This window comes from Streptomyces spinoverrucosus (genome assembly GCF_015712165.1).
Taxonomy (GTDB): domain Bacteria; phylum Actinomycetota; class Actinomycetes; order Streptomycetales; family Streptomycetaceae; genus Streptomyces; species Streptomyces spinoverrucosus_A.
Map to the genome: position 1 here is coordinate 20,115 of NZ_JADPZX010000002.1, position 13,783 is coordinate 33,897.

General features: G+C 72.2%; 11 protein-coding genes, 1 pseudogene and 1 riboswitch. Of the genes and pseudogenes, 6 read left to right on the forward strand and 6 right to left on the reverse strand.

Features of this window, described 5'->3' with window-relative positions:
- Positions 1-9: 9 nt before the first annotated feature.
- The gene (locus I2W78_RS35545; RefSeq protein ID WP_196464866.1) at positions 10-1,002 is read right to left on the reverse strand and encodes an ABC transporter substrate-binding protein; all 993 of its coding nucleotides are present in this window, start codon (positions 1,000-1,002) and stop codon (positions 10-12) included.
- Between the two features lie 97 nt (positions 1,003-1,099).
- Entirely contained in the window at positions 1,100-1,489 is a 390-nt protein-coding gene (locus I2W78_RS35550) for a (2Fe-2S) ferredoxin domain-containing protein (RefSeq protein WP_196464867.1), read from the reverse strand.
- A gap of 42 nt (positions 1,490-1,531) precedes the next feature.
- Positions 1,532-1,727, reverse strand: a riboswitch (cobalamin riboswitch).
- Between the two features lie 140 nt (positions 1,728-1,867).
- Here I2W78_RS35550 and I2W78_RS35555 point away from each other — a divergent pair.
- Positions 1,868-3,562: a BCCT family transporter gene (locus I2W78_RS35555; RefSeq protein ID WP_196464868.1), complete on the forward strand. Its 1,695-nt coding sequence runs from the start codon at positions 1,868-1,870 to the stop codon at positions 3,560-3,562.
- Positions 3,563-3,588: 26 nt separating this feature from the next.
- Here I2W78_RS35555 and I2W78_RS35560 read toward each other — a convergent pair whose 3' ends face one another.
- On the reverse strand, positions 3,589-5,016 hold the full coding sequence (locus I2W78_RS35560) for a Gfo/Idh/MocA family protein (RefSeq protein ID WP_196464869.1): 1,428 nt from the start codon (positions 5,014-5,016) through the stop codon (positions 3,589-3,591).
- 137 nt (positions 5,017-5,153) lie between these two features.
- Complete coding sequence (locus I2W78_RS41255) at positions 5,154-5,276, reverse strand: hypothetical protein (RefSeq protein WP_269066968.1); 123 nt, start codon at positions 5,274-5,276, stop codon at positions 5,154-5,156.
- A gap of 35 nt (positions 5,277-5,311) precedes the next feature.
- On the opposite strand from I2W78_RS41255, the pseudogene I2W78_RS40880 reads away from it, so the two are divergent.
- Positions 5,312-5,737, forward strand: a pseudogene (locus tag I2W78_RS40880) (carbohydrate kinase); the annotation flags it as partial.
- Between the two features lie 56 nt (positions 5,738-5,793).
- On the opposite strand, the gene I2W78_RS35565 reads toward I2W78_RS40880, so the two are convergent.
- On the reverse strand, positions 5,794-6,624 hold the full coding sequence (locus I2W78_RS35565) for a hypothetical protein (protein ID WP_196464870.1): 831 nt from the start codon (positions 6,622-6,624) through the stop codon (positions 5,794-5,796).
- A 77-nt stretch (positions 6,625-6,701) separates the two neighbouring features.
- Positions 6,702-8,264, reverse strand: coding sequence for an amidohydrolase (locus I2W78_RS35570; RefSeq protein WP_196464871.1), 1,563 nt, complete (start codon positions 8,262-8,264; stop codon positions 6,702-6,704).
- 87 nt (positions 8,265-8,351) lie between these two features.
- Here I2W78_RS35570 and I2W78_RS35575 point away from each other — a divergent pair, with 87 nt between their 5' ends.
- The 4 genes from I2W78_RS35575 (at position 8,352) to I2W78_RS35590 (ending at position 13,758) form a co-directional block, all read left to right on the forward strand.
- Positions 8,352-8,966, forward strand: a complete 615-nt coding sequence (locus tag I2W78_RS35575) for a hypothetical protein (protein WP_196464872.1) — start codon at positions 8,352-8,354, stop codon at positions 8,964-8,966.
- Between the two features lie 62 nt (positions 8,967-9,028).
- Positions 9,029-10,738 (forward strand): ABC transporter ATP-binding protein, encoded by a 1,710-nt coding sequence (locus I2W78_RS35580; protein ID WP_196464873.1) that lies wholly within the window; start codon positions 9,029-9,031, stop codon positions 10,736-10,738.
- Positions 10,735-12,621, forward strand: a complete 1,887-nt coding sequence (locus tag I2W78_RS35585; RefSeq protein ID WP_196464874.1) for an ABC transporter ATP-binding protein — start codon at positions 10,735-10,737, stop codon at positions 12,619-12,621. Before I2W78_RS35580 ends, I2W78_RS35585 begins: the two co-directional genes overlap by 4 nt.
- A 66-nt stretch (positions 12,622-12,687) precedes the next feature.
- Positions 12,688-13,758, forward strand: coding sequence for an iron-siderophore ABC transporter substrate-binding protein (locus I2W78_RS35590; RefSeq protein ID WP_196464875.1), 1,071 nt, complete (start codon positions 12,688-12,690; stop codon positions 13,756-13,758).
- The last annotated feature ends 25 nt before the right edge of the window (positions 13,759-13,783 follow it).

Sequence of the window (13,783 nt, forward strand, 5' to 3'; positions counted from 1 at the left end):
TAGCGCCGCTCACTTGAAGCGGTCCGGGTGGAGCTGCCGGGCCAGGGACTCCACGCCGGCGGGCACCCGCACGCCCAGCACCGTGGACGACAGCGGCAGCACCGCGAACCGCTTGTTCTTGATGGCGGGTACGTCCTTGAGCGCCGGGTTGTTCAGCAGGAACTTCTTCTTGTCCGCGACCGGCTGGTCGCCGTAGTCGTAGATGACGACGACCTCGGGCGCGCGCTCGGCCACCTGCTCGAACGACACGTCACCGAACACCTTGTCCAGGTCCGCGAAGAGGTTCACCCCGCCGGCCTGCTTGATCATCTCGTTGCCGATGCCCGCGCCGCCCGCGGTGAAGGCGGTCTTGTCGCCGCTGTCGTAGACGAAGAGCTTGACCGGAGTGACTCCGGCGAGCTTTTCCTCGACCGTGTCCAGGGTGGCGTGGAGTTCCTTCAACTCCCGCTCGGCCCGGTCCGGTACACCGAAGATCTTGGCCACGTTCCGGATCTCCTGGTCCATCGTGGTCATCGTCACGGGGCCGGACGGGCATTCCTCGATGTTCAGATAGGAGTTGATCCCGGCCTTGGACAGGGCGTCGCGGCTGCGGCCCTCCTTCTCGTCGAAGGTGCTGGCGAACCCGCCGTAGGCGAAGTCGGGTTCGGCGGCCAGCAGCGTCTCGAAGGACGGGTACTCCTTGGCGACGACCTTGATCCCGTCGTACGCGTCCTGGTACTCCGGGAGGATCTTGTCGTCGAGGTAGGCCGTGCCCACCATCGAGTTCTCCAGCCCGAGGGCCAGCATGACCTCGGTCGCGTGCTGGTTCAGCGACACCGCGCGCTGCGGGGGTCGCTGATAGGTGGTCCGCACACCGCAGTTGGACACGGTGACCGGGAAGCCCTCGGCGGCGGTGTCCGACTGGGCGGCGTCGTTCTCGGTGGCGGTGCCGCCACAGCCGGATATCAGCAGGGCAGCCGCGGCGATCGCCGACAGCAGGGAGAGCGGGCGCTTGCCCATCATGTGGTGGTCCTCTCACCGCGGGGTGGAACGTGGAACCATCCGGACGGTGGTCCGGAAGTGGCCGGATACGGCTCGTTCAGTGGCGTCGGGAAGGTGGTCAGCCCGGCGGCACGAGCGCCCCGGACCGGGCACGCCGTGGCGGGGTGAAGACGTAGAGACTCAGGATCTCCGGCAGCGCGGCGAGACCCGGGCCGCCCGCCCGGACCCAGGCGGCGATGTCGTCGGTCGCGGCGGAATCGTTGACCAGGCCGAACCACACAGGCCGGCCCCCGGCGGCGCGCCCCTGCGACGAGGGCTGTACGACGATCACGTTCGCCTGGTCGCACACGTCGAGACAGTCGGTGATCCGGACCGGGGCGCTCTCGGCCAGACGCGTGGTCTGCTCACCGTGGTCGACGCCGGTCACCTTCGGGCTGCCGCAGCAGCAGTCACGGCACACGACGACCCGGCACGGCACCGAACCGCCCCGTGATGTCTCGGCAGACATCAGAACAAGCCCTCCTCCCCGGGGAAATCCGCCCCGGTCACGTCGAGGAGGCGACCGCGTGAGTCTCCTGGCTCTCGGGTCAGTGCTCGTCCCGGCCTTCCCACCCTCGTCCGGGCAGTGGTCTGTTCGGGATCCGCTCGCCGATCACAGTGGCGGGACCGCGCCGGATTCACACCGGCTTCCTCGTTCCGCCGTCGCCTTTTCGCGGGACATCATGACAGACGGACTCGTCATCTCATACGCCCGCAGCGCGGCCGGCCACGGTGAAGTGCTGCACACCACCGGCGGGCGCCATGCGGAACGCGCCGCCCCCATCGGTACCGCCGGGCGGCGCGCCACCCCTCGTTATGGGGTGATACCGCACCATAGTTGGGCGTCATGAGCACGGAATCGATCGATCAGCCTCAGCCGGATCCTCCGTCCGGCGCTCCGGTCAACGGTGCGCCCGACCGCGCCCTCGTCGGGATCGGGATGGCCGCGGTCGCCGCCGTGGTGCTGTGGGCCTGGCTCGGTGACGAGTCCTTCGACAGCGTCTCCTCAGCCAGTCTGGCCTGGGTCCTGGACAACTTCGGCTGGCTGTTCGTGGTCGCCGCGGACGTGTTCCTGGTCCTGTGCCTGGTGATCGCGTTCAGCCGGTTCGGCCTGATCAGGCTGGGCGAGGACGACTCCGAGCCGGAGTTCGGGAACCTCGCCTGGATCGCGATGATGTTCAGCGCGGGCATGGGCATCGGCCTGATGTTCTACGGCGTCGGGGAGCCGCTCACGCACTATCTGGCGCCGCCCCCGGCGAGCGGAGTGCCCGCCGAGTCCGCCGCGGCGGCGCGTACGGCCCTGGAGTACTCGTTCTTCCACTGGACGCTCACCCCATGGGCCATCTACGGGATCGCCGGGCTGGCGCTGGCGTACGCCGGTTTCCGCAAGGGCCGCGGCAATCGGCTCAGCGCCGCGTTCGTGCCGCTCATCGGGGCGCGGCGGGCGGTGTCCTGGCCCGGCAAGGTGATCGATCTGCTCGCCGTCTTCGCGACCGTGTTCGGTACGGCGACGAGTCTGGGCCTGGGCGCGCTCCAGGTGGCCGAGGGGCTCGACCTCACGGCGGGAATCGGCGCCACCCGGAACACGGAACTGGTCATCATCGCGGTCCTGTCGGCGGCGTTCGTCGTCTCGGCCTTCTCCGGTCTGCACCGGGGCATCAAGTGGCTGTCGACGCTGAACATCGTGCTCGCCGCCGCTCTGATGCTGTTCGTCTTCCTGTTCGGCCCCACCGTCCACATCCTGGACACGATCCCGGCGTCCGTCGGCGGCTATCTCAACGACCTGCTGCCGATGGCCACGCGCACCGGCGCCTTCTCCGACCAGTCGTGGCTGGGCACCTGGACGATCTTCTACTGGGCGTGGTGGCTGTCGTGGGCACCGTTCGTGGGGACGTTCATCGCCCGTATCTCGCACGGCCGGAGCATCCGCGAGTTCCTCATCGGAGTGCTGCTGGTGCCGAGCGGTGCGACCGTCGTCTGGTTCTGCGTGATGGGCGGTACGGCGCTGCGGCTGGAGTCGACCGGTCAGGCGGACCTCGGGGGCGAGGTGGCGGACGGCGCCGAGGCGGCGCTGTTCGCGATGCTGGACGCCCTGCCGATCGGCACGGTCACGTCGTTCGCGGCGATGGTCCTGGTCATGACCTACTTCGTCACGAGCGCCGACTCGGCGTCGCTGGTGATGGGCTCCCTGACCAGTCGCGGCGCGCTGCACCCGCCGTCGTGGCTCGTCGTGCTGTGGGGTGTGCTGATGGCGGCGGTGGCGGCGGTGCTGCTGGTGGTGGGCGGGCTGAACTCGCTGCAGACGGCGACGATCCTGGTGGCGCTGCCGTTCGTGGTCGTCATGCTGCTGCTGTGCTGGGCGCTGCTGAAGGAGCTGCGGGAGGACCCGGGCGCGGGACACACGCGGCACCACGCACTGCACCGGCTGCAGGACGTCGTACGCACGATGGTCGGCGACGTGGTCGCAGGACAGGCTCCGGCGCGCCACTACCGGCTGCGGCGGGCGGCGCAGGCCCGCAGGGAGACCGACGACGAGCCGTGACGTCCCTGCGGGGTGCCGGGGTGTGGTCAGGTGGCCGGCGGCATCTCGCTGGGCCGTGAGTCGAGGCCCGCGCGGTGGTTGACCCAGGAGCCGCGGGTGAAGTCGGGGACGGCGACCGGACGGCCGCCCGCCGCGAGGGACTTGACGCTCAGCGGGATCGGGGAGCACCAGACGGCGGCGTCGTAGACGTCCATGTCGGGGGCGAGCCCGGCGCGCATCTGCTGGACGGTGCGCCACTGCAGGACGTAGTCCATTCCGCCGTGCCCGCCGTTGTTCTCCGCGTCGTCACCGATCTTCTGCCAGAGCCAGTGGTCGAACTCCTTGAGGTGGGTGTCGAACGACCGCCAGGTGTGGTCGCTGTGATCGGGCTCCAGGTACACCCGGCCGCCGCTCGCGGAGGTCACTCCGGCGTAGTCCTCGAAGATGCCGCGGCTGCCGGCGAGTGAGTTGATACGACTGTAGGGGCGGGGTGAGCTGACCTCGTGCTCGGCGCGGATGACCCGGCCCCGGGCGGTGTCGATCAGGCAGGTGATCAAGTCACCGTTGATGTAGGTCTCCTTCCAGCTCGGGTGGGAGCGCGGGACGAACCGCTCGCGGTAGTCGGCCAGGCCCCTGGGCTCGGTGGCGGTGGCCCGCAGCGTCGTCATGCGGTCGCCGCGGTTGATGTCCATGGCCGCGGCGATCGGGGCGAGTCCGTGCATGGGGTAGAACGAGGCGGTACTGCGGGTGTGCCACAACCGCCGCCAGGAGTCGGTGTAGTACGTGTCGGAGAACAGCAGCGCGCGCAGGTCGTGCAGATAGCCGCCGTGGCCGTTGGTGACGTCGCCGAAGAGGCCGTCGTGGGCCATTTTGAGCATCGCCAGTTCGTTGCGGCCGTAGGAGCAGTTCTCGGACAGGAACAGGTGTCTGCGCATCCGCTCGCTGGTGTCGACGAGGTCCCACAGCTCGCGCAGTTCGGTGGCGATGGGCAGTTCGACGATGGCGTGGCGGCCGGACAGCAGGGCGGCGCGGCCCTGCTCGTAGTGGAACTCCCAGGGGGTGGCGACGTAGACGAGGTCGATGTCGTCGCGGCGCAGCATGCGTTCGTAGGCGTCGGCGGAGCCGCCGTACTCGGCGGGCCGGGGCCGGCCTTCGGCGACCAGTTTGTCGGCGGTTCGTCTGGCGCGCTCGGCGCGGATGTCGCACACGGCCGTCACGGTGCAGCCGGGGACGGCGGCCCAGCCCGAGGCCATGCCGTGGCCCCGGTTGCCGAGGCCGATGAGGGCGACGCGGACCGTCCGGTACTCCTCGAAGGGGACGTTGATCATTGACTTCTGGCCGCGACGCCGGGCCGGAGAAGTGTCGGCGGTCGGGGCCGCGTGAGCGGTGGCGGCGCCCAGACCTGCGGCGACGGCACCGGAGGCCAGGGCTCCGCCCATGAGAGTACGGCGTGAGACGGCAGGGATTTCATGCATGCGCTGAACGCTCCCTTGTGGGTGGCCGACTGCTCTTGTCGCCGAACGACTCTGTCGACCGGACGACGGGGTGTCAATAGCTGCTCGAAGAGAGGCTGTTGCGAGCAGAAATGAGCATCCTGTTGCCACGCCGCCGATCAGTCCACGGTGTTGCGCGGCAGGGTGAGGAAGAGCGTCATCCCCGCACTGGCGAGGTACAGCAGGGCGAAGACCCACATCACACCCTCGACGCCGAGCGGCCCGAGGAAGAGGCCGACCACGGCCGGGCCGAGGAAAGTGCCGGCTCTCGCGCCGAGGTTGGCCCGACGGCACTCCGGTCGTGGCCGGCATGACCGGCGGCAGCGCCGCGCAGATCGGCGCCGGGGCCCGCACCCCCGGGGCCTGGAACTCCGTCCTCGGCACCACCCTGGTCCTCAAGGGCGCCGCCGACCGCCTCGTCCGCGATCCCGGCGGAGTGGTCTACTGCCATCGCGGTCCCGGCGGCACCTGGCTGCCCGGCGGCGCGTCCAGCAGCGGGGCCGGAGCCCTCTCCCGACGTTTCCCCGGCGCCGACCTCGACGCGCTGACCGAGCGGGCCGCCGCGACCGGCTCCACCGCCGTCGCCTACCCGCTGGTCGGCACGAGCGGCGAGCGCTTCCCCTTCCGGGCCCCCGACGCCGTGCCCTTTGTCCTGGGCGCACCCGTCGACGGTCCGCTCACCCTCACCGGCGGCGGCGCCCGCGGCGCCTGTTGCTCTGCTACGGCGTCTGGTGTTCCGCCACGGCGCCTGCTGTTCCGCTACGGCTCCTGGTGTTCCGCGTCGCCGAAGCGGGCCAGCGTGAGGGCGCCGATGATGGAGGCCGCGAATCCGGCGACCGCCAGTGGCGCGAAGCCGTGGCGGGTGGTGTCGCCCAGCCAGAGGACGCCGAACAGCGCGGGCCAGACCGTCTCCCCGGTGACCATCGCCGCCGTGGCGGAGGTGACCGAGCCGGACTGCAGGGCCTCGATCAGGAGCAGATAGCCGGTGATTCCGGAGACGATCACGGCGTAGACACCAGGGTCGACGAGCAGGCCGGGCAGGGACAGCCCCGGCAGCAGCCGGGCCCCGACGGCCGTCACGCCGAAGCTGATCCCCGCCAGGCCGCCCAGCACGGCCGCGCGGTGGGGGACGTTCCCCAGGCGCAGACTCAGTGCCCAGCTCACCAGGGCGAGCCCCACCGAGCCCACCAGCACCGCGACCCGCATCCTCTGGTCGCCGTCCCCGCCGGTCTCCCGGCCCGCCGCGATCGCCATCAGCGCGAGCCCACCGCACACCGATGCGACGGCGATCCACTCGCCCCTGCGCAGCCGGATGTGCAGCACGAGCGCCGAGACGATCGCGGTGACCGCCAGTGCCCCGGCGACCGCCGCCTCGACCAGGAAGAGCGGGACAGAGCGCAAGGAGAGCAGTTCGGCGCCGAATCCCAGTGTGTCGAGGGCGACTCCCACGACGAACGGCCACTGCCAGGTGGCCCGCACCGCCGCCCCGGCGCCTCCGGAGGTCACCCTTCGCGCGCCGAGTGCCTGGAACACGGTCGCCGTTCCCATGAAGACGGCGGCGCACAGCGCGAACAGCAGGCCGAGTCCCATGACCGCAGGCTAATGCGTCGGCGGAACGTCGGCGCGGAGGGCGGCCCGCCGTGGTGTCGCGGCCCGGTGGCCTGCGATCACGGCCCGTCCTCGCCCTCCAGGAACGTCCTCACCACCTCGATGTCCGCGAGCCGCGAGGGATCCACCCGGTACGGGTCGTCACCGAGTACGACAAGGTCCGCCCGCTTGCCCGGTGTGAGGCTGCCCGCGTCGGACTCCCAGTGGCAGGCGTGGGCGGCGTCGACGGTGTAGGCGCGCAGGGCCTCGTCCACGGTGATCGACTCGTCGGGGCCGATGGCCCGGCCCGACTCCGAGGCCCGTTCGACCATGAACTGGACGGCCCGCAGTGGCGCGCCGTCGGCGACCGGTCGGTCCGAGCTGCCCGCCAAGCGCACGCCGTGGTCGAGGAAGCCCCGGCCGCGGTAGAGCCAGCCCGCCCTGTCCTCGCCCATGACGGTGGCGTAGTCGTCCCCGTAGTAGTGCAGGAAGCTCGGCTGGACGACGACGGTGACCCCGAGCGCGGCCAGTCGGGGCAGTTGCTCGGGGCGGACCAGGCCGGCGTGCTCGATGCGGTGACGTGCCTCCGGGCGGGGGCGCATTCTCTGCGCCCGTTCCAGGGCGTCCAGGGCGACGTCGACGGCCCGGTCGCCGATGGCATGGATGGCGAGCTGCCAGCCCGCGCGGTGCCCCTCCACGATGGTGTTCTCCAACTCCTCCGGGTCGGCCTGGAGTTGTCCGCAGGTGTCGGTTCCCAGGTAGGGGCTGGTCAGCGCCGCCGTACGGGCCATCATCCCGCCGTCGGTGAAGATCTTCAGGGCGCCCAGGGAGAGGGCGCCGGCGCCGAATCCGGTGCGCAGCCCGAGGGCGAGCGCGCGGCTCGTGGTGTCCTGCGGGGCGGTGCGTACGTGGTCGAGGGCGTCGGCGGCGACCATGAGCTGGACCCGTAGCGGCAGCCGGCCGGTGTCGTGGGCGAGCTGGTAGGCCGCCGCCTCGATGGGGCTGCGGCCGATCAGCCGGCCGCCGACTCCCGCTTCGGCGCAGGCCGTCACCCCTTCGGAGCGGCAGACGCGGGCCGCGTGTTCGATCGCTCGGGCCAGCTCGTCGAGGGAGTGCGGCGGCCGGGTTCGCAGGGCGGCCCCCATGGCGCCCTCGACGAGGAAGCCGTCGGCGCGGACCGCCTCCGCGGGCAGTCCTCGCAGGATCGCCGTGTTCACCAGGCAGGCGTGGCCGGAGAGATGGCCGAGGTACACCTTGCGGCCGGCGCTGACGGCGTCGAGGTCCGCGGCCGTCAACGGGCGGTCCAGGGTGCGCTGGTCGTAGCCGCCGAAGTCCAGCCAGGCGTCGGCGGGTGCCCGGTGGACCGCGTCGGCGACGACCCGGAGTACGTCGTCGGCCCGGGTGCTCGGCGCGACGCTGGGGACCGCCGCCTTCAGCCCGGTCCAGGCCAGGTGGACATGGCTGTCGATGAAGCCCGGCAGCACCACGGCCCCGTCCAGGTCCTCGGTGCGCCGCGCCGGCAGGCCCGTTACGTCCTCGTCCAGGCCGACGATCCGGCCGCGCCAGATGCCGAGTTCCCGGGCGGTCGGTCGGGCCGGATCCATGGTGATGATGCGGGCGTTGGTGATCCTCGACGAGAGCAAGGAGGCTCCTTCCGTCTCTCCCGGGCGAACTGACTGGCACACAGCCCGCTCATGTGTTTAGGTAAGGCTAACCTAAGGGGGCTTCCGGTGAGGGAAACGGCCGACCCCGACCGCGAGTTGGCGGCCTGGGCCGATGGTGTGCTGGCGCGGATCGACGCGCAACAAGGCCTCGACGGCGAGTTGCTCGCCGCACTGGGGCGCGGTCCGAGCCTGCGCGAGGAGACACTGGCCCGGATGGCCGAGGCCGTGCGTACGGCAGCCCTCGGCTTCGGCCCGGCCGGCTGCGCCGCGGCCGCCGGGGTGTCGGAACGACTGCTGCTGAACTGGCAGGAGCACAACCCCTCGTTCGCCGCCGCGATGTCGGGCGCGCGGGCACTGGCCCGGTCGCACGGGTCCGACGGCGACGGCGACGACGCACCCCGCCCGCCGGCCTCCGCCGCACTGCTCGTACTGCTCCAGGCGATTCGCACGGGCGCCCAGCACGCGTCCGCGGCGGCGCTCGCAGGCATGCCCCGGGCGGCCCTCAACAGGCTGCGCAAGGAACGCCCGAAGGTGGACGCGCTGGTCCTCGCGGCGCGCCGCGCCCGCCCCAAGCGGGCCGACCGGCGCGGCAGTTCGACGTACGAACACGGGTACCGACTGGTCCGCATCGACGACGCCCCTTCGAGTCTTCAAGGGGGTAGCCGCGAGGGGCAGTTCTGATTAGCCTTACCTAAGTTTGTGTGCGCGGTGTATGGGCGCTGTGACCCCATCCGGAGGGATGCGTGAGAGAAGCGGACCTGCCGGGGCGGAGCGTCCTGTGGCGTGCGGTCGGCGGGCAGCGCCGCGACGTCGCGCTCGGGGCGGTCCTGGGCATGGGCCACCAGACGGGCGAGGCGCTGGTGCCGGTGCTCATCGGACTGGCCGTCGAACGAGGCGTCGTGGACGGCGACGCCGGCGGGCTGCTGCTGTGGCTCGGCGTCCTGGCCGTCGTCTACGTCGGCCTGTCCTTCAGTTTCCGCTTCAGCGCCCGAGCCGGCGAACGCGCCTCCGTGACCGCCGCGCACCGGCTCAGGACCCGGCTGATCGGACGCGTCCTCGCCCCCGAAGGCGGCGCGGAGGACGGCCGGTTGCCCGGGGAACTGGCCAACACCGCCACCGAGGACGCCAAACGGGTCGGCGCCGTCACGATGGCCCTCGTCGTCGGCATCGCGGCCGCCACCGGCCTGGCGGTCGGCGCGGTCGTCCTGCTGCGCATCTCCCTCACCCTCGGTCTGCTCGTCCTGCTGGGCACCCCGCTGCTGCTGTGGCTGGTGCACCTGCTGAGCAAACCCCTGGAACGGCGCAGCGCGACCGAGCAGGAACGCGCGGCGCGGGCCTCGGGCGTCGCGGCGGACCTCGTGGCCGGGCTGCGGGTGCTCAAAGGCATCGGCGCCGAGCCGGCGGCCGTCGCCCGCTACCGCCGTACCAGTCAGGAGTCGCTGACCGCCACCCTGCGCGCGGCCCGTGCCGAGGCCTGGCAGAGGGGCGTCGTCACCATCCTCACCGGCGCGTTCCTCGCGCTGGTGGCTCTCGTCGGCGGGCGGCTCACCGCACGCGGCGACATCGGCCTCGGCGAGCTCGTCTCGTCCGTCGCGCTCGCGCTGTTCCTCATCGGTCCGCTCTCCGAGTTCTCCTGGGTCTACGCGGAGTTGGCGCAGGGTCGTGCGTCCGCCGCCCGGATCGCCGAAGTGCTCGGCGCCGGCCGGGCCGTGTCACCGGGAGGGCCGTCCGACGGCGCCGTCCTGCGGCGGGTCGAGGGCGGGCTGCGGCTGAGCGGGCTGTCGTACGGCTCTCTGCGCGAGGTCGACCTCGACATCGCCCCGGGCGAGACGGTGGGGGTGGTCACCACCGACCCCGCCGACGCGACCGCCCTGCTGTGCTGCCTGGGCCGGCACGCCGACCCGGTGAGCGGCGCCGTGGAGCTGGACGGCATCGAACTGCCCGCGCTGAGCCTCGCGGAGGTGCGGGCCGCGATACTCGTCGCCGAGCACGACGCCGACCTCTTCGAGGGCACGCTCCTGGACAACGTCACCGCCGCGGTCGGGACCCACGCCGCCGCTCCCGTCACCGCCGCGATCGCCGCGTCGGGCACGGACGAGGTCGTACGCGCCCTGCCCGACGGGCCCGACACGGCCGTCACCGCGCGCGGCCACTCGCTCTCCGGAGGCCAACGGCAGCGGGTGGTCCTGGCCCGGGCGCTGGCCGCCGACGCGCCGGTGCTCGTGCTGCACGAGCCCACCACGGCCGTCGACGCCGTCACGGAGGCGGGCATCGCCGCCGGGATCAGGGACGTGCGCGGCGGCCGCACCACCGTCCTGGTGACCAACAGCCCCGCGCTGCTCGCCATGACCGACCGGGTCGTCCTGATCGAGGGCGGCAGGGTCACCGCGACCGGCGCCCACGAACAGCTCGTACACGACCGCGCGGCCTACCGTACGGCGGTCCTCACATGAGCGACTCCCCGAACGCGACGGGCTCGCGGCCCGGCGCCCGCCCCGACTGCCCGAACGCGACGGACTCCCGGCCCGGCGCCCGCCCCGACTGCCCGAACGCGACGGACTCCCGGCCCGGCGCCCGCCCCGACTCCCCTCTCCTCCCCGTCGCCACCCCCGCCCGCACCCGCGCCGCCGTCGCCGAACTGCTGCGTCCCCAGCGGCCGTTGGCCCTGACCGCCTTCGCCGTGATGGTCGCTTCCACCGCCGTCGGCCTGCTCGTGCAGCCGTTGCTGGGCCGGATCGTCGACCTGGCCGCCGACCGCGGCTCCGTCGACGCCCTCACCACCACCGCGGCGCTGCTCCTGGCCGTCGCCGTGGCGCAGGGCGTCACCGCCGGGTTCGGTCTGTCGCTGGTCTCCCGGCTGGGCGAGACGACCCTCGCCCGGCTGCGCGAGCGGTTCGTCGAGCGGGCGCTCGGGCTGCCGCTGGAGCGGGTCGAGAAGGCCGGCGCCGGTGATCTGACCGCGCGGGTCACCGCGGACGTCTCCCTCATCGCCGAGGCCATCCGCAACGCCTTGCCGGAACTGGCCCGTTCGCTGCTGACCATCGTCCTCACGCTGGGCGCGCTGGCGCTGCTCGACTGGCGTTTCCTGCTGGCCGCCCTGCTGGCGGTGCCCGTTCAGGCGGCCACCGCCCGCTGGTACGTCGCCCGCGCCGTCCCCCTCTACGCCGAGCAGCGCAGGGCCGCGAGCGCCCAGCAGCAGCAACTGCTCGACACGATCGCCGGCAGCTCCACCGTGCGGGCGTTCCGGCTGGAGCGGGAGCACACCGAGCGGGTCACCGAGCGGTCCTGGTCCGTGGTGGCGCTGACGATGCGCGGGGTGCGGCTGGTGCTGGGCTTCTACAGCCGGCTGCACATCGCCGAGTACATCGGACTCGCCGCCGTGCTGTTCACCGGCTACTGGCTGGTCCGCGAGGGCTCGGCGTCGATCGGCACGGCGACCGCCGCCGCCCTGTACTTCCACAGTCTGTTCACCCCGGTCAACGCCGCGCTCGTCCTCCTCGACGACGCCCAGTCGGCCACGGCGAGTCTGTCGCGGCTCGTCGGAGTCACCGACGCACCACCGCCCCCTGAACGGACCCGTTCCGTCCCGTCGGGCGGTGTCGACGTCACCGTGCGGGGCCTGGGTCACGCGTACCGGCCCGGCCATCCCGTCCTGCACGACATCGACCTGACGGTCCGGCACGGCGAGCGCGTGGCCCTCGTCGGTGCCAGCGGCGCCGGCAAGACCACGCTGGCCCGGCTCGTCGCGGGCATCCAGCCGCCCACCACCGGCACCGTCCGGGTCGGCGGCGTACCACCGACCGAACTCGGCGCGGCCGCCTCCCGCACGGTGGCCCTGATCACCCAGGAGACCCACGTCTTCGCGGGCCCTCTCGCCGACGACCTCCGCCTCGCCAAACCCGACGCCACCGACGGCGAACTGCGCGCCGCGCTCGACCGCACCGGCGCCCTCGCCTGGGCCGAGGCGCTGCCCGACGGTCTCGCCACCGTCGTCGGGGACGGCGGCCACCGGCTCAGCGGCGCACAGACACAGGCTCTCGCGCTCGCCCGGCTGATCCTGGCCGATCCTCCCCTGGTGATCCTCGACGAGGCCACCGCCGAGGCGGGCAGCGCCGGCGCGCGCGCCCTGGAGAAGGCCGTGGCCCAGGCGGTGGACGGCCGCACCGCGCTGATCGTCGCCCACCGCCTCAGCCAGGCGGCGGCCGCCGACCGCGTCGTCGTCATGGACGCGGGACGCGTCGTCGAGACCGGCACGCACGACGAGCTCCGCGCCGCGAAGGGACGCTACGCCGAGATCTGGCAGGCGTGGTCGGACACCCGCGACACCGGCCCGTGAGCCCCAACCCCCGAGACCCAGCCCACTGTCCGGCTCCACAGGAACCCGAAGAACGAAGGACCACCGATGTTCCGCACGCGCAGAGCACCACGGCTCGCCGCCACGTTCACCTCAGCCCTCCTGCTCCTCGCCACGGCCACGGCCTGCGGCGGTGACGACTCCGGATCCGACGCCACCGACGCGGGTGCGGGGGCCGGCGCCTCCGGCGAGTCCGCCTTCCCGGTCACCCTCGCGCACAAGTACGGCAGTACGACCATCGAGTCCGAGCCGAAGCGGATCGTCACCGTCGGCCTCACCGACCAGGACTCGGTACTCGCGCTCGGCGAAGCCCCGGTCGGCACCACCGAATGGCTGGGCGGCTACCAGGGCGCGGTCGGCCCCTGGGCGGAGGACAGGCTCGGCGGTGCCGAGGCACCGACCGTCCTCAAGGACACGGGCACCGGCCCCCAGGTGGAGAAGATCGCCTCGCTCAAGCCGGACCTGATCCTCGCGGTCTACGGCGGGCTCACGAAGGAACAGTACGAGTCGCTGTCCAAGTTCGCCCCCGTGGTCGCCCAGCCGAAGCAGTACAACGACTACGGCGTGCCGTGGCAGGAGCAGACCGAGACGATCGGCAAGGCGCTCGGCAAGCCGGAGGAGGCCGCCGCGGCGGTCGAGGAGACCGAGGAGCAGATCGCGGCGGCCGTCGGGGAACACCCCGAGTTCAAGGGCCGGACGGCCGTGATGGCCACTCCGTACGAGGGCATGTTCGTCTTCGGCAGCCAGGACCCGCGGTCGCATCTCCTCACCGACCTCGGGTTCTCCCTGCCCGCGGACCTGGACAAGGTGATCGGGGACCAGTTCGGCGCGAACATCAGCAAGGAGCGCACCGATCTGCTGGACCAGGACGCCCTCGTGTGGCAGGTCGCGGACGTGACCAAGGACGCCGACAAGCTGCACAAGGACGCCTCGTACAAGGACCTGAAGGTGGTGAAGGAGGGGCGCGAGGTCTACGTCAACGAGACCAGCGACTACGGCAACGCGCTGTCCATGGGCACCGTCCTCAGCCTGCGGTACGTGATCGAGCGGCTGGTCCCGCAGCTGGCGGCGGCCGTCGACGGCAAGACCGACACGAAGGTGGAGCAGCCCGCGTCCTGAACCGGCACGGTGATGGGGGCGGCCC

Bases quoted from the DNA above. Each gene is read 5' to 3' on its own strand.
- I2W78_RS35545 (WP_196464866.1), bottom strand. From the start codon at position 1,002: ATGATGGGCAAGCGCCCGCTCTCCCTGCTGTCGGCGATCGCCGCGGCT.
- I2W78_RS35550 (WP_196464867.1), bottom strand. From the start codon at position 1,489: ATGTCTGCCGAGACATCACGGGGCGGTTCGGTGCCGTGCCGGGTCGTC.
- I2W78_RS35555 (WP_196464868.1), top strand. From the start codon at position 1,868: ATGAGCACGGAATCGATCGATCAGCCTCAGCCGGATCCTCCGTCCGGC.
- I2W78_RS35560 (WP_196464869.1), bottom strand. From the start codon at position 5,016: ATGCATGAAATCCCTGCCGTCTCACGCCGTACTCTCATGGGCGGAGCC.
- I2W78_RS35565 (WP_196464870.1), bottom strand. From the start codon at position 6,624: ATGGGACTCGGCCTGCTGTTCGCGCTGTGCGCCGCCGTCTTCATGGGA.
- I2W78_RS35585 (WP_196464874.1), top strand. From the start codon at position 10,735: ATGAGCGACTCCCCGAACGCGACGGGCTCGCGGCCCGGCGCCCGCCCC.
- I2W78_RS35590 (WP_196464875.1), top strand. From the start codon at position 12,688: ATGTTCCGCACGCGCAGAGCACCACGGCTCGCCGCCACGTTCACCTCA.